This is a genomic window from Alistipes sp. ZOR0009 (assembly GCF_000798815.1).
GTDB lineage: Bacteria > Bacteroidota > Bacteroidia > Bacteroidales > ZOR0009 > Acetobacteroides.
Map to the genome: position 1 here is coordinate 1 of NZ_JTLD01000065.1, position 21991 is coordinate 21991.

The window sequence follows — 21991 nt, forward strand, 5'->3', positions numbered from 1 at the left end:
TTAGTGCGGAGGCTTGGTTGCCGAGTGCGCCGCCTTCGTAGTTTAGTGCGGAGCCCTCGTTGCTGAGTGCGCCGCCCTCGTTGTTTAGTGCGGAGGCTTGGTTGCTGAGTGCGCCGCCTTGGTTGCTCGGTATTGTGGCGCCGGGGCGGGCATCATCCATAAAAAAGCCCCGAAGAGGAGTCTCCGGGGCTTATATGGCGGTATGGTACGCGTATTAGATGTGAATTACCTCGCCGTAGGCTGCAGCGGCAGCCTCCATAATGGCCTCGCTCATGGTGGGGTGAGGGTGTACCGACTTGATGATCTCGTGTCCGGTTGTTTCAAGGTTCTTGGCAACCACCAGCTCGGCAATCATTTCGGTAACGTTGGCTCCAATAAGGTGTGCACCCAGCAGCTCGCCGTACTTGGCGTCGAATATTAGCTTCACAAAGCCATCCTTTGCGCCAGCGGCGCTCGCCTTACCCGATGCCGAGAAGGGGAACTTACCTACCTTCACCTCGTAGCCAGCCTCTACGGCCTTCTTCTCGGTCAATCCTACCGAGGCAATCTCGGGGTTGGTGTAGGTACATCCGGGGATGCTGTTGTAGTTAACGGGGTGCGGATTTAGTCCGGCAATGTGCTCAACGGCGGTGATACCCTCGGCCGAGGCCACGTGCGCAAGCGCTGGTCCGGGAACGATATCGCCAATGGCGTAGATGCTTGGGATGTTGGTTTGTCCAAACTCGTTAACCAGCACCTTGCCGTTCTCGTTCTTAACGCCCACCTCGTCTAGGCCAAGCCCTTCAAGGTTGGTCGATACGCCTACGGCCGATAGCACGATGTCGGCTTCTACCACCTCTTCGCCCTTTTTGGTTTTGATGGTCACCTTGCACTTGTCGGCGGTGGTATCTACGGCAAGCACCTCGCTTCCGGTCATCACCTTAATGCCTTGCTTCTTAAACGAGCGCTCAAGCTGCTTCGACACCTCCTCGTCCTCTAGCGGAACGATGTTGGGCAGGTACTCCACCAGGGTAACCTTGGTTCCGATGGTGTTGTAGAAGTAGGCAAACTCGCTACCAATGGCACCCGATCCAACCACTACCATCGACTCGGGCTGCTTTGGAAGCACCAGCGCCTGGCGGTAGCCAATGATCTTCTCCCCATCGATAGGCATGTTAGGAAGGATGCGGCTGCGGGCTCCCGTTGCTAGGATGATGTTGTCGGCCTCTACCAGGGTGGTGGTGCCATCGTCGGCCTTCACCTCTATGGTGTTGGCGCCAGCTAGCTTACCGAAGCCTTGGATAACCTCTATCTTATTTTTTTTGAATAGGAACTGGATGCCCTTGCTCATACCGTCGGCTACGCCACGGCTGCGGGCTACAATGGCCTCAAAGTCGGCGGTGATGCCGCCCTCTAGCTTAACGCCGTACTCGGCAGCGTGCTTGGCGTACTCAAATACCGATGCGCTTTTTAGCAGCGCCTTGGTTGGGATACATCCCCAGTTAAGGCAGATACCACCAAGCTCAGCTTTTTCTACTACAGCAACGCTCTTGCCCAGCTGGCTAGCGCGGATTGCGGCTACGTAGCCACCAGGACCACTACCTATTACTACTAAATCGAACTTCATTACTTTTGTTTTTTATGTAGTTTAGTTTTCACTTTTTTATTTTTGTCGGCCTACCCGTTATGTCGGTATCGGCCTCGCCATTTTAACGTTTTGGTGGGATGATCTCCCGGCTGCGCTCTTTGGTTGGGCGTTGGTTATCAGCGGTAATCCTTCCGCCTCATGGCCCATTCAATCCCCTTGCAAATTAACCAAATTATCGATTGTGCCAATATGATGGCCGCGCCCGAGGGGAGGTTAGCTTCGAAGCTGAAGTATAGCCCCACCATCATTCCAACAAACCCCAAAACAACCGAACCGACCATTATGTTTTTGAAATCTTTGTAAAAGATGTTCGCCGTAACCACCGGAATGGTGAGCAGCGCAATGAGCAGCACAATGCCAACCACCCTTATGCATATTACAATGGTAAGGGAGATGAGGATCATCATCAGGTAGTTGGTTAGCTTTACCGAGGCGTTTTGGGTAATGGCAAACTCCTTGTCGAAGGCTATGTACAGGATGGTTCTTAAGCCAAAGGTAAATAGCAGTATCAGGGCTACGTTCAGTATAAGCATCACCAGCAGGTCTACCTGGGTTACTCCAAGCAGCCCGCCAAACAGGAAGCTCATCAGGTTGGGGGCATAGCCGGGTGTCATCGAAACGAATATCACCCCAATGGCGGTGCCGATAGCCCAAAGTATGCCGATGGCCGAGTCTTCGCGCATCCGGGTCTTGTCGGCAAAGTACTCTATCCCCAGGGCTGATATGGCCGAAAAGACAAACGCGCCAAGAATGGGGTTCATGCCAAGGTAGTAGGCAATCCCAATACCGCCAAAGGAGGAGTGGGTGATGCCGCCGCTAAGGAATACCAGCCTACGGGCTACAATGTAGGTGCCTATTATGCCGCAGGCAATGCTCACCAGCAGCCCGGCAAGAAAGGCATTCTGTAGAAACTGGTAGCTGAATATGTCGTGTATAAACTCAATCATTGCTCGCTATGATTTTTGAGGACGGTGTGGGGGATATGCCCATGCGTGATTAGCTGTATGGGGCAGTTGTAGCTCTTTAGCTGCTCCTCGCTGATGATGTTCGAGGCATGGTAGTGCAAATGGCGGTTTACGCACGCTATCGACTTTACGTAGGAGCTGATGGTTCCCAAATCGTGCGATACGATGATGATGGCCATCTCGCGGTTTAGCTGGTTGAGGAGCTCGTACAGCTCGCCTTCAAACTTGTTGTCCACGTAGGTATTTGGCTCGTCAAGTATCAGCAGCTTGGGCTTGGATATGAGGGCGCGGCAAAGGAATGCGCGCTGCATTTGTCCGCCCGAGAGCTCGCCAATTACCTTCTTGCGCAGGTGCTCGATGCCTGTTTGGTGTAGCAGCTCGCGCACGCGTTGCTTATCGTCGTTGGTGTAGCGGCTAAAGAACCCTTTGCGCGACATGATGCCCGAGAGTACCACCTCCTGTACCGTTATCGGAAACTTCTTGTCTATGTTGTTTACCTGTGGCAGGTAGCCAATAAAGTCGCGCTGCCCGGTGGCCGATCCCGGAAGCGCTATGGTTCCGGTGTAGGGGGCAAGAATGCCCAGTATCACCTTTAGCAGGGTGGTTTTCCCGCCGCCGTTGGGGCCAATAACCCCAATATAGTCCTGCTCCTTAACCTCAAAGTTTACCTTCTGAAGCGCTACGGAACCGTCGTATCCGGCTGTAATATCGGTTAGCTCTACTAGCTTTTTCATTAGCGGTTGGCGGAGTATAGGGTCTCTATAATTTGGTTCATGTTGCCTACCCAGTCGTACGCAAAGGTGTTGATGGGTTCGACGGTTGCGCCAATTTCGCCCGCAAAGCTTTTGATGATGCTCATGTCAAACTCCTTCTGCACAAATATCTTTTTAATGCCGTTGGTTTTGGCAATGGTAACCAGCTCTTTTATGTGGTTGGCGTCGGGTTCCTTCCCGTCTTTTTCTATGGATATTTGCTCCATCCCATACTCTTTAGCAAAGTAGGATAGGGCGGGGTGGTATATGATAAACTTTTTATTCGTTAGGTTGATGAGCTTGCTTTTGGCTGCGGCATCAACGCTGTCGATAGAGGCTGTTAGCGCGTTGTAGTTGCGGGTGTACGCCTCCTTGTTGGAGGGAAACAGGCGCACTAGCTCGTTGTAGGCAGCCTGTGCCATTGCCTTGTAGTTTTTGGGCGATAGCCAGAAGTGCGGATCAACACCTCCATGCGAGTGGTGGTGCCCATGTTCGTGCTCTCCTTCGGTATGGGTGCAGGCTTCTGGCTCCTCGTAGATGCCTTCGGCCAGATTCTTGTAGCTAAGTTTCGCGTTGTTGGCCTTTATATTTTGTAGCCACTTTTGCTCAAATTCAAGGTTCGATATGCCAAAAAAGATGCTCGATTTGGCTACATCCTTCATTTGGGTGGGGGTTGGCTCGTAGGTCTCCTGGCAGGCACCGGTGGCAACCATTACGTTTACATCGAGCTCGTTGCCCGAAATCCTATCTACCAAATATTTTATGGGGGGGATGCTTACGGTTACCATCTCCTTTTTTGCTCCCTTACTGCCGTTGCCATTTCCGCACGATACCAGCCCAAGGGTGGCTACTGCTGCCAGCGTTATTCCAAAAATTGATCGTAGGCGTATGCTGTTTCTATTTGGTTTATGGTTCATCTTTTTCTTTTTTATGTGTTCTAAAGCCGCAGTGGCTGTTCAATATTTTATTGACGATGCTAAATACAATTTTCTGATGCTAATGTTCATCGGGTTTCCGAATATTGACTTTTAGCAGGTTTTGTGCCAGCTAGCCTCTATGCTGAATTCCGTACTTTCGCATCTTGAGGTAAAGCGTGTTTCGGCTCAGCCCAAGTATCTTTGCTATTTGGCTGATGTTTCCCTCCAGCTCCTTTACCGCTTGGGTTATCATCCTCTTTTCCATTTCGTCTATGGTTATCAGCGGCGTCTTCCTATCGGCCGACCTTCTATCTGTTGGCTCGTTTAGGAGCGGTATGTTTCCTACGTTGGGTAGATTCTTTACCTGATCTTTGCTTACATCCCATACGATATTGCCGTTTAGGTTTACCGTCTTCTCGATAAAGTTTTCGAGCTCGCGTACGTTACCAGGCCAGCTGTAGTTAAGCAGAAAGCGGTAAACTTCCGAGGATATCTCCGGAACGTCCTTGTTTAGCTTTAGCGCTTTGGAGTGTAGGAAGTAGCTTATGAGCATGGGGATGTCCTCCTTGCGCTCTTTTAGCGATGGAATGCGAAGTGGAATTACGCTTAAGCGGTAGTACAGGTCGAGACGGAACTTACCCTGCTTAATCTCCTCCTTTAGATCCTTATTGGTGGCTGCAATAATGCGCACGCTAACGGGGATCTCCTTGCTTCCTCCTACTCGGGTTATTACGCCTTCTTGAATTACGCGTAGTAGCTTTACCTGCATGTCAATGGGCATTTCACCAATCTCGTCAAGGAAGAGGGTTCCGCCGTTGGCCAGCTCGAATTTGCCAGGTTTTCCTCCCTTACGGGCACCCGTAAATGCGCCGTCGTCGTAGCCAAAAAGCTCACTTTCGATAAGGGTTTCGGGTAGTGCCCCGCAATTTACGGCTACAAAGCCTGCGTTTCCTCTTTTCGAGTAGGTGTGTATCGATTGGGCTAGGAGCTCTTTCCCGGTACCGCTTTCCCCCTCAATTAGAATGGTCGATGGGCTGTCGGCTACAATCTTGGCGTACTCTATCACCCGTTGCATCTCGTAGCTTTCGCCGATAATGTCTTCGAAGGTGTAGCGCGCGTTCATTCCTGTAAACTTGTTTACTATATTGTAAACCCGCTTCATTTCCCTAATCAGAATGATGGCTCCCTCGTACTCATCTTTGGTAACGATGGGGAGGAAGTTTACGGCATATCGTTCCTTTACGGTTGCATTCTCAAAAACGATCTCCTCATCGAAGATGCTCTCTTTTCGGGACATCGAGCTTTGTATTGACTCCCAGTTTGGAATAAATCGGGAGATGTTGTATCGCTCCAGATCGCTGCTCGATAGCCCTATTGCTGCTAGCGCGCGCTGGTTGTAGCGTATCGTTTTTCCAACTCGGTTTACCGCAATAAGCCCGTGATTGAGCGCATTTATAATGGAGTCGTATAGGCTGTTCGAGAGGGATAGCTGTTGCTTGGCTTCTAGTAGCGTGTATGCTTCGCGGATGGCTGCTGCTGTCTCCTTTAAGGCGGTTGTCCAGCTTGGGGTTTCTTCCTTGGCAATTATGCCAATTACGCCAATAATGGTACCTTTGCTGCTGGTTATCGGCGTTGCAACGCTGTGTAGCTCCTCTAACTGAAAGAGAAAATGCTCTTTTCCGCTTAGCTGTATGGGTGTTTTTTCGAAAAGAGCGGTTCCGATAGCGTTGGTTCCAAGGCTATCCTCTGCCACTTGCACTCCCACCGCAAATCCATATTTTGATATTGTCTTGGCAAAGACGGCATCTCCCGTTACCTTTAGGATGTAGCCGTCGGCATCGGCAAGGAGTATGGAAATGCCTTTGGTGTCGATGCAGCTCTTAAGTAGGCTTATGTTGGGTTCCGAAGCAGCCATTAGCTGTTTCGACCGCTCCATCTTCTCCGAAAGTTCGCTTTCACGCAGGTGGTGGGGGCGGGCCAAATGCCTCCGCTCTAAGCCGCTTGCCATGCATCTGGCAAACGATTGGCGGATGATATCCTCTGTTTTTTTCTTACTCGAGCTCATAGGTCGTAATGTGTAGCAAAGTTAGCATTATTTGCCTCTTGTACTAAAAATGAGCAATGTTTGAATTTTGTTCGTTTTACTCTTTATTTTGTGCTTTATTTTCAGTTGCTATGATATTTGATAGTGATAGGTTACAGCGTAGGGTGGAGGTGGTTGCCACGAGCGATGGCTCCCAAACGCTTTCGATAGACGGAGGGGTGGAGCATTACCATTCTACCAACGGTGCCATTGCCGAGGCGCTGCATGTGTATATTAACGCAGGGTTGGCTGCTTGTCCTTTAAAGCTGGTCAACGTTTTTGAAGTGGGGTTTGGTACGGGGCTAAACGCAATGCTGGCTTACCAGCATGCCGTAGAGCACAATGTAAAGGTTTGCTATACTGCTATCGAGAAGTATCCGCTTGATAGAACGGTTACGGATAGGCTTACCTATCCCGAGCAGCAGGGTATCGACCGATTGCGCTTTTTTGACAGCCTGCACGCCGCTATTTGGAACTCTTGGGTCGAAGTAGACGCCTATTTCTCCATTTGTAAGGTGGAGGGTGATCTTGAATTTTACGCTCCTGCTGCACCTGTCGATGTCGTTTTTTTCGATGCTTTTGCCCCCGATTTGCAGCCCCAACTGTGGTCGGTAGCGGTTTTTCAGAAGCTGTACGATTCAATGCGGGAAGGGGGGATTCTCGTTACCTACTCCTCAAAGGGTTTTGTTAAGCAGAATTTACGAGAAGTTGGCTTTAGTGTTAAGAGATTGCCTGGTCCGAAAGGTAAAAGACACATGATTTTAGCTCAAAAATTATAGCTAATTATTTTGCATAATCGGTGATTTTCTTTTAAATTGAAGGCAAATAGAATCGGTTATGTTAACAGCTAAAAATAGAGAGAAACGGGAATTCCTTTTGTCGGAATTTAAGCTGACGATGATAGGGCTGCCATTTTTTATACTGATATCATCAACAGTTGCATTATATATTTGGGTATGGGGTTCAGAGCCTCTTCTTTGGGGTGTGAGTCGCTTTTTCTCCTTTGTTTGTATTCCTATCGTCCTAATGGGGCTGTTTCTTAATGAGTTTTTCTTTAGGCTAACGCTGGCCATTCTCGGAAAGTTTCCGATGTCTAAATTCTGGTATGGGTTCAACCTAAATCAGCTTATGAAGTGTGGCGACAGAGAAATTCCTGCTGGAATTTCCTACTTTAGGCTGGCAATGGTTATTCCACACGCAATATTAGGTCTTTTCCCTCTCGTGCTGGGCTTATCTATAAACTATCCTTCCGTATTTATTTTTGGATACCTCTTTACGCTTGCTTCTATTGGCGATATTACCTTACTCTGGGAGTCTCGCCATGTAAAATCAACCGTAGGAGTAAGCGAGCACCCTACTCGCGAGGGCATTCTTTTAATCGAGGAGGAGTAGCTGGTGGTAGTTCGCTATCAGCGCGTTTGTTCCTGTTTTTATTGTAGTTATGAAGATGGGAGTGCGTTTAAAGTTTGTTAAATAGACGGCTTCTGGTAAACAAAAACTAAGATAAATGGTATCTTGTGAAGTGATATAAAATACCATTTATGAGAAAAATGCTTGTACAAAAACGTATTGCATTGGTAGCCCACGATAACTGTAAGAAGGATATGATCCAGTGGGTTGAGAAGAATTCAGAAAGGTTGGTGGGGCACGATTTGATTTGCACGGGAACAACAGGGAGAATGATTGAGGATTCACTGCGCCACAAGTATGGCGACGAGGCAATCGATAAGGTTTCAATAACCTGCTTAAAGTCGGGTCCTCTTGGTGGCGATCAGCAGCTGGGTTCTTTAATTGCAGAGGGTAAGATTGATGTCCTAATCTTCTTTTGGGATGCAATGCATGCGCAACCTCACGATGTGGATGTTAAGGCGCTACTTCGTATCGCATCTGTTTACAACATTCCAACGGCGCAAAACCGTTCTACAGCCGATTTTATTGTAACGTCGCCAATCCTGGAGCAAGAGTATACTCCTAAGGTGTACGATTACTCGAACTACATTAGCCGGAAAATCGATTTGTAGATAGGTGCCTTCACCTTGATGCTGCTGCTCAAAACGAGCAGCTTTTTTTGTTTAGAAGAGCCTGTATGCTAGATGAATCCGTTAAACTCTACTAATATTGGAGCCTTGTTTTTGTTTATAAGTTTCTTATAATAAGGTTATTGCCAAATGGTATTCTCGTTTGTTGCAAAAGTTTATATTTTTAAGTAGTCAGATAAAGTGTAAGTTTACAAGGTTTTTCATTGCGAAAAGCCCTCCGTAACTTTATCATTTAACGCTTCAATGGATCTTAAAAACGTTAAGCTTGTTTTGGAGGACGGCACTGAATTCATCGGTAAGTCATTTGGCTACGAAGGATGTTCTGCTGGCGAGGTAGTTTTCAATACTGCCATGACCGGCTATCCCGAAAGCCTTACCGACCCTTCTTACCGAGGTCAACTCCTCGTCCTTACCTATCCTCTAATTGGGAACTACGGCGTTCCCGGCGCAAATCAAGAGGACAATCTTTTTAAATTTTATGAATCAGATCAGCTCCATATTGATGGATTGATCATCTCTGACTACTCTGAGGAGTACAGCCATTGGAATGCTAACGAAAGTTTAGGCAGCTGGCTTAAACGGAACAAGGTGCCTGGAATTACGGGCATTGACACGCGGCAACTTACCAAAATTCTTCGTGAAAAGGGTGCGATGATGGGTAAGATAGTTTTTGAAGGTCAGGATATCGACTTTCGTGATCCTAATCAAGAAAACCTTGTCGATCAGGTTAGCACTAAAGAAGTTAAAGTTTACGGGAATGGGCGGCATCGGATTATGTTGGTTGATTGTGGTGTTAAGAACAACATCATCCGAAATTTGCTGAAACGCGATACGACGGTAGTTCGTGTCCCTTGGAATTACTCCTTTTTGAACGAGGAGTACGATGGTCTGTTCATCTCGAATGGACCGGGAGATCCTAAAATGTGCGAAGCCACTATTAAGAACTTAAAGGTGGCCATCGAGCAGGATAAGCCTATAATGGGGATTTGTTTAGGAAACCAGCTGCTTGCACTTGCGTCTGGTGCCAATACGTACAAGTTAAAGTACGGGCACCGTAGCCACAATCAGCCCGTTTTACAGGTTGGAACTAATAGGGCGTTCGTAACATCTCAAAACCACGGCTTCGCTATAGACAATAGCACGCTGGGTGGCGAATGGGAACCCTACTTCATCAACTTGAACGATGGTACCAACGAAGGGGTGCGCCACAAGGTTAAGCGTATCTTCTCGGCTCAGTTCCACCCCGAAGCGTCAAGTGGTCCTACCGATACCGAGTTTTTGTTCGATGATTTTATCAGCAACATCGAGGCCTGTAAGGCTAGATAGTTATTTGCCGTTAACCCATTATTCGACAATTAGCAATGAGCGACATAAAGAAATTTAATAAGATAATAGTACTAGGTTCGGGTGCCCTTAAAATTGGAGAGGCTGGTGAGTTCGACTACTCGGGTTCGCAAGCGCTAAAAGCTCTGAAGGAAGAGGGAATTCAGTCGGTACTAATCAACCCTAATATTGCAACCGTTCAAACATCAGAGGGTGTTGCTGATAAAATCTACTTCCTGCCTGTTACCCCTTTCTTTGTAGAGAAGGTGATAGAAAAGGAGCGTCCAGATGGTATCATGCTCTCGTTTGGCGGACAAACAGCCCTAAACTGTGGTACAGCCCTATTTGACTCGGGCGTGCTTGCAAAGTATGGAATAGAAGTTTTAGGGACGCCAGTTCAGTCGATCAAGAATACGGAAGATCGCCAGCTGTTTGCTGATTTGCTTCACGAAATTGATGTGAAGACACCCAAGAGCATCTCGTGTACAACTGTAGAGGAGGCTTTAAAGGCATCAGAAGAGTTGGGCTTTCCTATAATTGTTCGTGCTGCTTACACGCTTGGAGGGCAAGGTTCTGGATTCTGCGATAATCGAGATGAACTGCTGAAGCTTGCCGACAAGGCTTTCTCGTATTCTCCTCAAATTCTTGTAGAAGAATCGATAAAGGGATGGAAGGAGGTCGAGTATGAGGTTGTTCGCGACCGTTATGATAACTGCATCACGGTTTGTAACATGGAAAACTTCGACCCGCTAGGTATACATACCGGAGAGAGTATTGTTGTTGCGCCATCTCAAACCCTAACTAACGCAGAGTACCATAAGCTTCGTAGAATTGCCATTAAGATTGTACGTAAGGTAGGTATTGTGGGTGAGTGTAACGTACAGTATGCGCTTGATCCATATTCTGAGGATTACCGTGTAATAGAGGTTAATGCTCGTCTATCTCGTTCGTCGGCATTGGCATCGAAGGCCACAGGTTACCCGTTGGCGCACGTTGCTGCAAAGCTAGGTTTGGGGTACGGATTACACGAGTTGAAGAATGCTGTAACTAAAACAACCACCGCATTTTTTGAGCCAGCCCTTGACTATATTGTGTGTAAGATTCCTCGTTGGGATTTAAATAAGTTCATAGGCGTATCAAAGGAGATTGGCTCTAGTATGAAGTCTGTTGGCGAGGTTATGTCAATTGGACGTACTTTTGAGGAGGCAATACAGAAAGGTCTTCGTATGGTCGGCCAAGGTATGCACGGGTTTGTTGGCAACAACGACCTTGAGTTTGCCGATATCGACAAGGCGCTTTCGGAACCTACGGATATGCGTATTTATAGCATTGCATCTGCTTTCGATGCGGGCTACTCGGTCGACCGCGTTCACGATCTGACGAAGATAGATAAGTGGTTTTTGGTTAAGCTTAAGTCTATTTTTGATACGAAAGTTGCACTTCAGCAGTACGACAAGATTGAGGAGCTGCCTGCGGCTGTTTTGAAGGATGCTAAGAGTAAAGGTTTTTCCGATTTTCAAGTTGCACGCTTTATTCTGAAGGACGACCGTTCGATGAATGAAAAGTCGCTTAAAGTTAGGGAGTATCGAAAATCATTGGGAATACTACCTCATATTAAGCAGATAGATACGCTTGCAGCCGAATACCCTGCCCAAACAAACTATCTATATGTTACTTACAATGCCAATTCGAGTGATATCGAAAGGCCTAACGATAACCAGTCGGTAATTGTTTTAGGTTCTGGGGCATATCGAATTGGAAGTTCCGTAGAGTTTGACTGGTGCTCTGTTAATGCGCTTCAAACGGTTCGTAAGCAGGGGTTGCGCGGTGTTATGATTAACTATAATCCCGAGACCGTATCAACCGATTACGATGAGTGTGATCGTCTTTATTTCGATGAGCTAACATTCGAAAGGGTGATGGATATCATCGACTTTGAAACGCCTCATGGAGTGGTGGTTTCAACAGGAGGTCAGATAGCCAATAATTTGGCAATGAAGTTGTACGATCAGAACGTGCCAGTTCTTGGAACTTCGCCAGTTGATATCGATAGGGCTGAAAATCGTCACAAGTTCTCTTCGTTGCTTGATGAGCTGGATATTGATCAGCCAAGATGGCAAGAGCTAACATCAATGGATGAGATACATAAGTTTGTTGACGAGGTTGGCTTTCCTGTTCTAATTAGACCTTCGTATGTGCTTTCGGGTGCTGCAATGAACGTGGTGTCTAACCACTACGAGCTGGAGCACTTCCTTAAGCTAGCTGCTAATGTATCTAAGGAGTATCCTGTTGTAGTTACGGAATTCATCGAAAATGCAAAGGAGATCGAAATAGATGCAGTAGCTAATAAGGGCGAGGTGATCGCTTATGCCATTAGCGAGCATATCGAGTTTGCGGGTGTTCACTCTGGTGATGCGACAATGGTATTTCCAGCCCAAAAGATCTACTTCGAAACGGCTCGTCGTATTAAGAAAATAGCTCGTCAGCTGGCCAAGGCGCTTAATATATCAGGTCCATTCAACATGCAGTTTCTTGCAAAGGATAACGATATAAAGGTGATAGAGTGTAACCTTCGTGCTTCGCGAAGCTTTCCTTTTGTGTCCAAGGTTCTTAAAGTTAACTTTATCGAGCTGGCAACAAAGGTAATGCTCGAAATGGAGGTGAGTAAGCCTGATAAGTCTATTTTTGAGCTGGATTACATCGGGATTAAGGCTTCTCAGTTTTCCTTCTCGCGTCTTTCTAAGGCCGATCCTGTTCTTGGAGTGGATATGGCATCAACAGGAGAAGTGGGGTGTATTGGTGAAAACTACTACGAAACCTTACTTAAGGCTATGCTTTCTGTCGGTTACCGTCTTCCTAAAAAGAATATACTTCTTTCAACGGGGGATGCTCGCTCTAAGATTGAGCTCCTAAATAGTGCCCGCATGCTGCACGCAAAAGGATTTAACCTATTTGCCACCAAGGGGTCTGCCCAATTTTTGAATGACAATGGAATTCCATCAACGGTACTCCATTGGCCAGATGAGCAGGCAACGCCAAATACGTTAGACTACCTTCGCGAGAAAAAGATTGATTTGGTTATAAACATCCCAAAGAATTTAACCAAATCGGAGTTGGCAAATGATTATACAATCCGTCGTAGTGCGGTAGACTTTAATATTCCGCTAATAACAAATGCTCGCTTAGCCAGCGCATTTGTATACGCAATCTGCAAGTACAACTTGGATGACTTGAAGATTAGAAGCTGGGACGAGTATCGTTAATAGGATACTAATCAAAATGGTAGGGTAAGGGTGCGTTGGCATTCTTACCCTTTTTTTATTATATTTAAGCGTTGATGGTTTTGTGCAGAGGAGTTTTTTAAGCATTTCTTTTGTATGCGACAGCTCATTGAACCGTTACGCGTGCTTCCCCTGCTGAAAATTGTAGTAGGGTTTAGTTTAGGTGTTGCTATTTCTGTAGAGGTAGGGTTTGGTTGGTATTATTACCTGCCGATATTACTTTTGGGTGTTTTATTCCTCATTTGGGGATATTCAAATCAGAAGTATAGCGAGCGTTGGCTTTTTGGATTGGGGGTAATGCTATTCCTTTTTTGCACAGGCGCTTCTTATGTTGCAGGTATCAGAAATCTAAACGTTGATTTACCTAAACCCGAAAAGGCATTTCTAACACTGCAAGTCGATGATAATCCCATAAAAACAAGATATGGTTATCGGTGGACTTCCGTAGTAATACAAGCATCCGATAGTTTAAAAGGCGTGTTGGGCAGTAAATGTGCAACCTTTTCTAGAGATTCCATTTTGCCGAATTACGGCGATCTGCTACATGTTAGATGCTTGATTTCAGCAGTAGAACCACCCAAAAATCCGTACGAATTCAATTTTAAGGAGTACTATTCGCATCAAGGTATTTTCTCGGTTGCTTCAATTGGTAAAGGAGGTATTCATACGGTAGGTAAGGGGAGAAGCTTCTTTTTAGTCAGGTGGGCAAAAGCGATTCAGAAGTATACCCTCGAAACATTTCAACGAGCATCTTTTGCGAAAGATGAGCTCGGCATTCTTGTCGCTTTGATGATTGGGGATAAGCAGTTTCTAGATGGCGATTTGAAGTCTTCATATGCGAATATTGGTGCAATGCATATTTTGGCGGTGTCGGGGATGCATGTTGCCCTTATTTATGGAGTTCTTGTTGTGCTGTTATTTTTCATGAAAGATAGGCGGATTTTGTGGGTCAGAAGCGTTGCTATTCTTTGTGCTCTATGGCTTTATGCATTCGTTGCGGGGTTTTCTCCATCAATAGTTAGGGCTACTATTATGTTTACCTTTATTCTTGTTGGAAAGCTAATTAATAGGGATTATAATATTTATAATTTGGTTGCCGCCTCTTTTTTAGTTTTACTGCTGGTAAATCCATTTTTCTTGTACGATGTAGGTTTCTTGCTTTCCTATGCGGCTGTTATTTCTATACTTCTTTTTTATAAGCCGTTAAGTATTTATGCACCCCATAATAAGGTCGCAAGGTGGTTTTATGATTTAGTTGCAGTATCCATTGCTGCTCAGATTCTTACTATGCCTTTGGTTCTTTACTATTTTCATCAGTTTCCGTTGATTTTTTTGCTAACGAATATTGTATTAATACCTCTTACATCGCTAATAATTTATATGGCTTTGGTATATCTTGCTATCTCGTGGTGGAGTTTGGGGTGTTACTATTTGGATGTTGCCCTTAATTGGCTGTTAAGGATAACCAACATCGCAACCTTGCATCTAGAAGGTATTCCTAACGCCATTATTTCGGGGATTTATCTTAATAGATGGCAAATGCTTGCATTGTTTGCTGCGTTTGTACTGTTCTACATTTTTATGATATATCGAAAAGCTTTGTTGTTAATTATATCGTTATCGGTTATTCTGGTCGTTGCTTGTAAAAGCTTTTGGGGGCAGCTAGATTCCTGCAAAAATAGGCTTGTTGTATATTCTCAAAGAGGAGGTACTTCCATTCTTTTTGGGCAAGGTCAAGGTGCTATTTGCCTTTGTGATTCGGTACGCGATCGCTATTCGTATAAATTTATGGAGCCATCTCTCGTGAGGTGGGGTTTGGGAGGCGTAGGTGATGTTAGATTTTGTAAAATGAATGACGCGGTTAGGCTTGGCGGTGTTGACATTAAGGATGGATGGTGCTCCTTCAACAGCAAGTTTATATTTATCCCTCATAGGTTAGCCTCTAGTAGAATTGGTGCAAAAGAACGTGTAGTGGTTGATCTAGTGATTATAACTAAAAAATGCAGATGGAAGCCAGAAACTCTATTTAAGGTGCTTGCCCCTAAGGTCGTTGTTGTTGACGAATCTGTTTCAAACTATTGGGAAAAGAAGTGGGATGAAGGCTGTGACGAGGCCAATGTTCCCTTTTATAGCGTTAGAGCGAGCGGAGCTTATAGGCTGGATATGTAATCTATGTAAAAGTGTAGACTTGTATTAGCTTAGAGGTAAAAACTCTTGATCCTTATATAAAGTTGATTAGGAGCATGCATCCGATTTCAAAACGTAAGCGAAAGAGTCGCAGATGGCGCACTTTTGTAACGAATAGTGTTGTTAAACATCGTTAAGTGTGGTTGGAGATGTTTTCTTTTATATATTTTTGAGTTGTAGAAGTTCGCGCAACGAATATGCATCAAGGGGAAACCTTAGTAACGTTTTATCTACTAATTGTTGCTTCTTTTGTTTTTTTGTGTGAAATTTATTATCTTGTAACAGCGGATTTATCCATAAAAGATACTACTTGGCTCGTTTTCATATGTTAGAATATTGGTTAAGACACATTTATTGGAGCTAAGAAACAGGAGGACGATGAGAATCGGTCCTCTTTTTTTTGCTTATATCCCTGCCGTATAAAAATAGCTTGAATTATATTATTAAATGTTTTAAGGTGGGACGTGATCGAGTAGTGCAGATAGCAATAAGTTTTATCCAGATTTATTAAATAGCCGTAAGGATACACTTTGCTTACAGTTGGCTGGCTATTTCTTTCCTTTGTTAATAGTATCAGGTGCAACCCTAATAATTTACGGAAGATGTAAATTATTAGGGTGCTACATTAATAATTTACGGAAGATGTAAATTATTAGGGTGCTACATTAATAATTTACAGGCAATACTAATATTTTACGAAGAATATTAATATTTTGGATGCTACATTATTAATGTAGCTGGTAAATTATTAATATACCAAGGAATTTAATAATCTACGCGAAGTATTATTAATAATAACGTCAGGTTATACAGTATTGCACATTCAAAGAATGGTCTTTGGATTATATCTGTACTATTTGCGACATATTCTAGCTGATCGGTTTTTGCGCTAAAAACGAGGTTTCTGTAGCTCCTGTCGAACAAAAATTACTGCTAGCACATGTTCGAAGGCTAGCATTGTGTCATCCGAACTAATTTATAGCGATTTTTATGCTTAATCTGTCGAATTGTAAGGTTCCTCTCTCTTGCATTATATTAATGCAGTGTCATATTTGGCATACAAACTGCAACTTTGAATGTAATGGCTGGTTTCTCAATTGGAATATTGATAGATGTGTATGTTTTGTTTTGATTTGATGATTTTAATAGAGTAGTGCTATTGATATTTTGTGCTTTTTAATTTTATAAGTTGCTATCATCAATGACGATATGCGTTTTTTACTATTTGATATGGAACTGCTTAAAAATAGGATGTTTTTAATATTTATGGATATTTATAAAAATGAGAAGAATCTGCCTTTTTGTTTTGCAGCTCCATCAATTTTTATAATATTGCGCTTCGATTTTAGAATAAGCTGGTGCTCTTGAATGAATTTTATTGAAATAACTATTGTGTGTGAGTGAAAGCTTGGGCGTATAGGCTGTATGGAGATGTATTGACAACGTTTAGTATTTAGAAATATTATTAAAATCAAGAGGGAGCGTGGAGAGCAATTCGGAAATGTTGGATAAAAAAGAACTACTTCAAAGGATTTCTACTGGAGATGAGAAGGCATTCCGAGAGTTTTACTATCTGTACTACCAGAAATTGGTTTCATTTGCTAGATGGTATATTAACTCGATAGAACTTGCTGAAGATGTTGTTTCTGATGTTTTTTTTAACCTTTGGAAGGCTCGTAATTCAATTGTAGGGATTGTTCACTTTGATACTTACCTTTATTCGGCTGTAAAAAATGGTTGCTTTAATGTTCTTAAAAGTTCCTATTATAAGCGGGTTACTCTAGGTGTTGACGAACTAGAGATGGAAGCGTACATCGAACCTGACGGATCTGATAGTAAGCTCATGTATGGAGAACTTAATGCAGCAGTTACGGCTGCCATCAACAATCTACCGGAACGCTGTAAGCTTATTTTTAAGCTGGTAAAGGAGGATAATCTAAAGTACAAGGAGATTGCGGAAATACTGGACATATCGCCCCGTACAGTAGAAACCCAGGTGGCTATTGCTCTGAAAAAAATAGAGCAGGAACTTTATCCTTTCTTAAAATAATCCAACACATATTTATTAGTATTACTTAGTTGCTTGTCTCCTGTTTTTTGATAGGATATTTATTTTTCTATTGTTGTAAATGTTTGATATTCTGTGAGTAAGTTTGTTTTTTAATCAAATGTTTTTTTACCGCAACTTTAATCCCAATTCGGATTGCTGATTTTGATTAAAAAAAATAAACCTTCGTTTACGGGATTTAGCTTCAAGTGTTTTCTAAAAGGTGTAAGGGCTTACTTTAAGGCCTATGATTGTATATGGATTTACGGCAGCTGTTAGATAGAATAAGAATAAGAACGGTAATCCCCGAAGGTCGGTCTGGTATTGATCGTTCATTTATTAGGTTAATGGAACGAATATCGCAAGCAGATGTAATCAAACTGAGGAGGATAAATACCCTATATAAAGGATGGGCAGTTGCAGCCTCAATTGCGTTAATTCTTTCGAGTTGCTTTCTATTTCTGCAAGAACGCCTAACCAAAGAGGTGGAGTATGCAGTAGAAACTAACGTTTCGGGGACGGTTAAACATCTGCTTCTTGCTGATGGATCTAAGGTTACGATAAACGTTGGCAGTAAGCTTGTTTACCCAAGAGAGTTTACCTCGAAGAAGAGGGAGGTGTTTCTGTCAGGTGAAGCGTACTTTGAAGTTGCCCACAACAAACATAAGCCGTTTATTGTACGTGTTGGTGATATTGGAGTGAAGGTTCTTGGTACCAAATTTAATGTTAAAGCTTACACCAACGATATTAACATTACCACAACCTTGCTAGAAGGCTCGGTAATGGTGGAAAATAGCGTGACTAACCAGAATCGGCAGCTTTTGCCTAATGATGTTTATTCCTATAACCAGCTTAATCGGTGTTTTACGGTTGTAAATGAGCCTGATGCAACCAATAATGTTATGTGGCTTAATGGAATTATACAGATGAACCAAATGACATTAGAGGAACTTAGCTTGCAGTTTGAGCGAGTATATAACGTTCGGATTATTATTCTTGACGAAAGGCTTAAGCAAAAAAAGTTCAATGGAGAGTTTAGGTATGGAGAAGATTTAGGCTCCATATTGGAGGTGCTAAGAATAACTGCTCCTTTATCGTATAAAGTTGTTAATCGTACAATATTGTTTAACTAACCTGCTAAATACTTGTGCTAATTTAGTTTAAAGTAAAAATCGGGAAATACAGAGTATTTCCCGACAATAAAATCAAGTAGCGATAAAATAGTTCGCACCTACTTTATCGAAATATTTACTTAACCACAACAAATCTATGAAAAACTTTACGAAGTTTAGGATGCTGTTGCCTAAAAACAAGCCTAGCATCCTTGAAATTGTAACTCGTAAGTCGGCTATGGTCGTCTTACTGCTTTTTTCCCTTCTTTTTTCCCCTCCCTTGCGGGCACAAAGTAAAAAAATCGTTTTAAAGGTGAAGGAGGTTTCGCTTGAAACTGTACTTAAGAGTATTACAAGTCAAAGCGGTTATAACTTTCTTTATACGAACGATATAAATACAAGCCAAAAGGTAAGCATTACCTATACAGGAAATGATGTTGAGGCAGCAATGAATGTAGTGCTGGCCAACACTAATATCGACTTTAAGATTCAAGGGACCCGAATTGCTCTTTTTCCCAGTACCGCGAGATTGGATAAAAAGGGAAAGTTGCAAATTAAGGTTTTAACCGAGATGGGAGAACCTTTGCCAGGGGCTGCAATAGTTGTAGATGGCACGCAAGGCGGAACCATGTCTGATATAAAAGGAATTGGTTCCTTGATGTTTTCCGACAGCAAGCCAAGAACGATTAGCGTTTCCTTTTTGGGAATGGTTACCGAGAAGCTGGTTTGGAAAGGCGAGAAGGAACTGGTTGTAAGGCTGAAAGACGATAGTAAGCGACTTAACGAGGTGGTGGTGACGGGATTCGGAAACGTCTCAAAAGAGCGATATACGGGTGCGGTTACTACGGTAACAAATAGTACCTTGGAGAGTAAGGTTAATTTGGGAGGGTTGTCTAGCATGCTCGAAGGGCAAGTTGCTGGTCTAAATACCTATAAAAACGATCCAGTTATTCGAGGAATTTCCTCTTTTTCGGCTGGTTATAGTCCTTTATTAGTGCTTGATGGCTTACCCACAGAAATGGGATTGGCGGATATAAATCATAACGATATAGAGTCGCTAACTGTTCTTAAGGATGCCGCTGCTGCGTCAATATACGGGGTGAGAGCTTCGAATGGGGTTATTGTTATCGTCACAAAATCGGGGCAAAAGGGGAAGACTATCGTGAATTTCTCGGCAACTTATTCGTTGACTCCTAAACGCAGCATTGACGACTTACGCTACGCTTCAACCAGCGATATTATAGACTATGAGCGAAACTATTTGGAGTATGATCCTCAGTATACAAAAGATCCGATGAAGTATTTTACTGATAAGGAGAGTCAACAGTCCAAAATTTCATTGGTTCAGCAGGCGTACTACGATCAGCTAAGGGGGATGATAACCGCAGACGAAAAAGAGGCCGTTATTGCCAAACTTAAAAAGAACGATTATAGGAAGGAGTTTGAAAAAAATGTCTGGCGCGAGAATGTAACTCAGCAGTATAACTTTTCTATCAGAAAGGGTACTGAAAAAATGGACTTGTCATTTTCAGCACTTTTAAAGAAAAATCAACCTAGCACCATTCAGAGCAGTAACAGGGATTTACTTCTAAATTTTAAGGCGCGTATGGATATTTTTCGTTGGATGAACATGACTGTTGGTGCAAGTTGCAACTTTGGGAATTCGAGCAGCGGATTAGGAGCAGGTGGGGCTACATCTTACATGCCCTACGAGAGGTTACTGAATGAAGATGGCTCACGTAGTCAAATAGTAACTATTAGTCAAAAGCAAAATGACTACCTAAAATCTATAAAAGGGTTATTTGGTATGGAGTTTAACGCTTTGGATGAAATGGAGCAGAGTTATAACAATTATAAATCTACGAAACTAAGAACTTTTACTGAGTTTGATATTACGCTTTTTAAGGGATTAACCTATAATGTCAAATTTGGGTATGAGTCGGGAGAAGACCTAAATAGTAGCACTTACTTGCAGGATTCGTACGCAATGCGTACTTTGATTAATAAATTTGCAACACTTACAGGAACTAACGTTACCTACAATATCCCTTTAGGGGGAAGATTAGCAAGTACTGCATCGCGTTCATATAACTATGGAGTAAGAAACCAGATAAACTACTCCGCCCAAATTTTACCAAATTTGTCGATGACCTTTTTTGGAGGAACTGAATTTGGGGAAAATAATTCCACTAGTATAGTAACCGATATTTATGGTTATCATCCCTCTGAATTATTAAGTGGAAAGTCTAATATCAATTGGGATTTACTTACAAAAGGAATTTATGGTGCACTTTATCCTCAAGTTAGACAGTCAACGGGACTTAACGTTGGTTCAACTTATACTTTAAATAGGAATTTGTCTTTTTATAGTAACGGTTCATTGTCATACCTAGGGAAATATGTACTCGCCGGAAGTTGGCGTGTAGATCAGACCAACCTATTTGGTGTTGCAGAAAGGAATAGATTTCGTCCGCTTTGGTCTATTTCTGCAAGTTGGAATGCCTCTGAGGAGACATTCCTAAAGCAGGTGGAGTGGCTTAATATGCTAAAAGTGCGTGCTTCGTACGGACTTACAGGGAATGTAGATAGAAGTTCCTCTCCTTATATGAAAGCTTACGTAGGAAATTCAGTGGATGTTGACGCGCGTGTGACTGCCATTATGACACCTCCAAATAAGCTGCTTCGTTGGGAAAAGACCGAATTGGTGAATTTAGGGGTTGATTTCTCCATCTTAAAAAACAGGCTATCGGGAAGTATTGAGGTTTATAGTAAGTATTCTGATGATTTATTATCACCTTATACCTTAGACCCTTCAACTGGCTTTGACTACATGACCATAAACAATGGGGCAATGCTTAATAAAGGGGTGGAAGTTACGTTAAACTATAATTGGTTAAATATAAAAGATTGGTCGGTAAGTTCTAGAGGGCAGTTTGCGTACAACAATAATAGAGTACGACGTGTTGATATACAGCCTACCAAAGCGTTAGATTTAATACAGGATAGTTATTTAGTAGTAGGAAAGCCATACAGTGCGGCTTACGCCTATCGTTGGGCTGGTATAACAGCGGACGGAGAGCCTTCTGTTTATGATAAGGACGGTAATGTTGTTGCTGGAAGTAATCCAATGAAAGACCCTGCTGCGGCTGTTTACGTAGGAAGCTATGATCCTCCAGTTACTGGATCTTTTTTTCAAAATGTAAGGTATAAAGGCTTGACTTTAGACGCCCAAATTGTATTCTATGCTGGCCATAAACTTCGTAATGATGTCGTTCCACTAGCTGCAACAGCGTATGCTAGCATGAAGCAAGGTATTGCCGATAGATGGACTGAAAATAACAAGACGGCTCAAATTCCCAAGTTTCCTGTTTACGGAGCAGTTGGAGATCGGGATAGATTTTGGAGATTGTCAGATGTGCATATCAAAGACGCTTCTACGGTAAAATTACGTGCCATAACACTTGGATATAACGTTACAACTAAAGGCGTTCGTTGGTTAGAAAATAAGAGCTTACAAGTAAAGGCTCAGGTTAATAATCTTTGGTATTGGTGTGCTGCCGGGAACGGTATTGATCCTGAAAATTTCGGTCAAAGAGACGGAACTCGTAATGGCGCAAATATGCCCTCCTATCTGTTCAGTATAAATCTAACCCTTTAG

14 protein-coding genes are annotated in these 21991 nt (G+C 43.4%); 9 read left to right on the plus strand and 5 right to left on the minus strand.

Features of this window, described 5'->3' with window-relative positions; translation table 11 throughout:
- Nucleotides 1–214: 214 nt before the first annotated feature.
- The 5 genes from lpdA to L990_RS15580 all read right to left on the minus strand — a co-directional run bounded on the left by lpdA (nucleotide 215) and on the right by L990_RS15580 (nucleotide 6326).
- A complete protein-coding gene (gene lpdA / locus L990_RS15560; protein WP_047451280.1) occupies nucleotides 215–1606 on the minus strand; it encodes a dihydrolipoyl dehydrogenase in 1392 nt (463 codons plus the stop codon).
- A 137-nt stretch (nucleotides 1607–1743) separates the two neighbouring features.
- Nucleotides 1744–2574: a metal ABC transporter permease gene (locus L990_RS15565; protein ID WP_047451283.1), complete on the minus strand. Its 831-nt coding sequence runs from the start codon at nucleotides 2572–2574 to the stop codon at nucleotides 1744–1746.
- The gene (locus L990_RS15570) at nucleotides 2571–3326 is read right to left on the minus strand and encodes a metal ABC transporter ATP-binding protein (RefSeq protein WP_047451284.1); all 756 of its coding nucleotides are present in this window, start codon (nucleotides 3324–3326) and stop codon (nucleotides 2571–2573) included. Before L990_RS15570 ends, L990_RS15565 begins: the two co-directional genes overlap by 4 nt.
- Entirely contained in the window at nucleotides 3326–4261 is a 936-nt protein-coding gene (locus L990_RS15575; RefSeq protein WP_052181079.1) for a metal ABC transporter solute-binding protein, Zn/Mn family, read from the minus strand. Before L990_RS15575 ends, L990_RS15570 begins: the two co-directional genes overlap by 1 nt.
- Nucleotides 4262–4391: 130 nt before the next feature.
- Complete coding sequence (locus tag L990_RS15580; RefSeq protein ID WP_047451286.1) at nucleotides 4392–6326, minus strand: sigma-54 interaction domain-containing protein; 1935 nt, start codon at nucleotides 6324–6326, stop codon at nucleotides 4392–4394.
- 110 nt (nucleotides 6327–6436) lie between these two features.
- On the opposite strand from L990_RS15580, the gene mnmD reads away from it, so the two are divergent.
- From mnmD to L990_RS15625, 9 genes are all read left to right on the plus strand, one after another.
- Nucleotides 6437–7123: a tRNA (5-methylaminomethyl-2-thiouridine)(34)-methyltransferase MnmD gene (mnmD, locus tag L990_RS15585; RefSeq protein ID WP_047451288.1), complete on the plus strand. Its 687-nt coding sequence runs from the start codon at nucleotides 6437–6439 to the stop codon at nucleotides 7121–7123.
- Between the two features lie 58 nt (nucleotides 7124–7181).
- The gene (locus tag L990_RS15590; protein WP_156121637.1) at nucleotides 7182–7736 is read left to right on the plus strand and encodes a hypothetical protein; all 555 of its coding nucleotides are present in this window, start codon (nucleotides 7182–7184) and stop codon (nucleotides 7734–7736) included.
- A 149-nt stretch (nucleotides 7737–7885) separates the two neighbouring features.
- Nucleotides 7886–8365: a methylglyoxal synthase gene (locus L990_RS15595; protein WP_047451292.1), complete on the plus strand. Its 480-nt coding sequence runs from the start codon at nucleotides 7886–7888 to the stop codon at nucleotides 8363–8365.
- A 261-nt stretch (nucleotides 8366–8626) separates the two neighbouring features.
- On the plus strand, nucleotides 8627–9709 hold the full coding sequence (gene carA / locus L990_RS15600) for a glutamine-hydrolyzing carbamoyl-phosphate synthase small subunit (protein ID WP_047451294.1): 1083 nt from the start codon (nucleotides 8627–8629) through the stop codon (nucleotides 9707–9709).
- 44 nt (nucleotides 9710–9753) lie between these two features.
- On the plus strand, nucleotides 9754–12969 hold the full coding sequence (gene carB, locus L990_RS15605) for a carbamoyl-phosphate synthase (glutamine-hydrolyzing) large subunit (protein WP_047451308.1): 3216 nt from the start codon (nucleotides 9754–9756) through the stop codon (nucleotides 12967–12969).
- Nucleotides 12970–13083: 114 nt separating this feature from the next.
- The gene (locus tag L990_RS15610; RefSeq protein WP_047451296.1) at nucleotides 13084–15156 is read left to right on the plus strand and encodes a ComEC/Rec2 family competence protein; all 2073 of its coding nucleotides are present in this window, start codon (nucleotides 13084–13086) and stop codon (nucleotides 15154–15156) included.
- A gap of 1501 nt (nucleotides 15157–16657) precedes the next feature.
- Complete coding sequence (locus L990_RS15615; protein ID WP_052181080.1) at nucleotides 16658–17224, plus strand: RNA polymerase sigma factor; 567 nt, start codon at nucleotides 16658–16660, stop codon at nucleotides 17222–17224.
- A gap of 254 nt (nucleotides 17225–17478) precedes the next feature.
- Entirely contained in the window at nucleotides 17479–18354 is an 876-nt protein-coding gene (locus L990_RS19440) for a FecR family protein (RefSeq protein ID WP_081981758.1), read from the plus strand.
- 136 nt (nucleotides 18355–18490) lie between these two features.
- Nucleotides 18491–21991 carry a SusC/RagA family TonB-linked outer membrane protein gene (locus L990_RS15625; protein WP_047451298.1) on the plus strand — a complete coding sequence of 1167 codons (3501 nt, stop codon included), beginning with the start codon at nucleotides 18491–18493 and terminating at the stop codon, nucleotides 21989–21991.

Coding starts and splice junctions, on each gene's coding strand:
- L990_RS19440 (WP_081981758.1), top strand. CDS start 17,479: ATGGATTTACGGCAGCTGTTAGATAGAATAAGAATAAGAACGGTAATC.
- L990_RS15575 (WP_052181079.1), bottom strand. CDS start 4,261: ATGAACCATAAACCAAATAGAAACAGCATACGCCTACGATCAATTTTT.
- L990_RS15625 (WP_047451298.1), top strand. CDS start 18,491: ATGAAAAACTTTACGAAGTTTAGGATGCTGTTGCCTAAAAACAAGCCT.
- L990_RS15610 (WP_047451296.1), top strand. CDS start 13,084: ATGCGACAGCTCATTGAACCGTTACGCGTGCTTCCCCTGCTGAAAATT.
- L990_RS15580 (WP_047451286.1), bottom strand. CDS start 6,326: ATGAGCTCGAGTAAGAAAAAAACAGAGGATATCATCCGCCAATCGTTT.
- lpdA (WP_047451280.1), bottom strand. CDS start 1,606: ATGAAGTTCGATTTAGTAGTAATAGGTAGTGGTCCTGGTGGCTACGTA.
- mnmD (WP_047451288.1), top strand. CDS start 6,437: ATGATATTTGATAGTGATAGGTTACAGCGTAGGGTGGAGGTGGTTGCC.
- L990_RS15595 (WP_047451292.1), top strand. CDS start 7,886: ATGAGAAAAATGCTTGTACAAAAACGTATTGCATTGGTAGCCCACGAT.
- carA (WP_047451294.1), top strand. CDS start 8,627: ATGGATCTTAAAAACGTTAAGCTTGTTTTGGAGGACGGCACTGAATTC.
- L990_RS15570 (WP_047451284.1), bottom strand. CDS start 3,326: ATGAAAAAGCTAGTAGAGCTAACCGATATTACAGCCGGATACGACGGT.
- L990_RS15565 (WP_047451283.1), bottom strand. CDS start 2,574: ATGATTGAGTTTATACACGACATATTCAGCTACCAGTTTCTACAGAAT.
- L990_RS15590 (WP_156121637.1), top strand. CDS start 7,182: ATGTTAACAGCTAAAAATAGAGAGAAACGGGAATTCCTTTTGTCGGAA.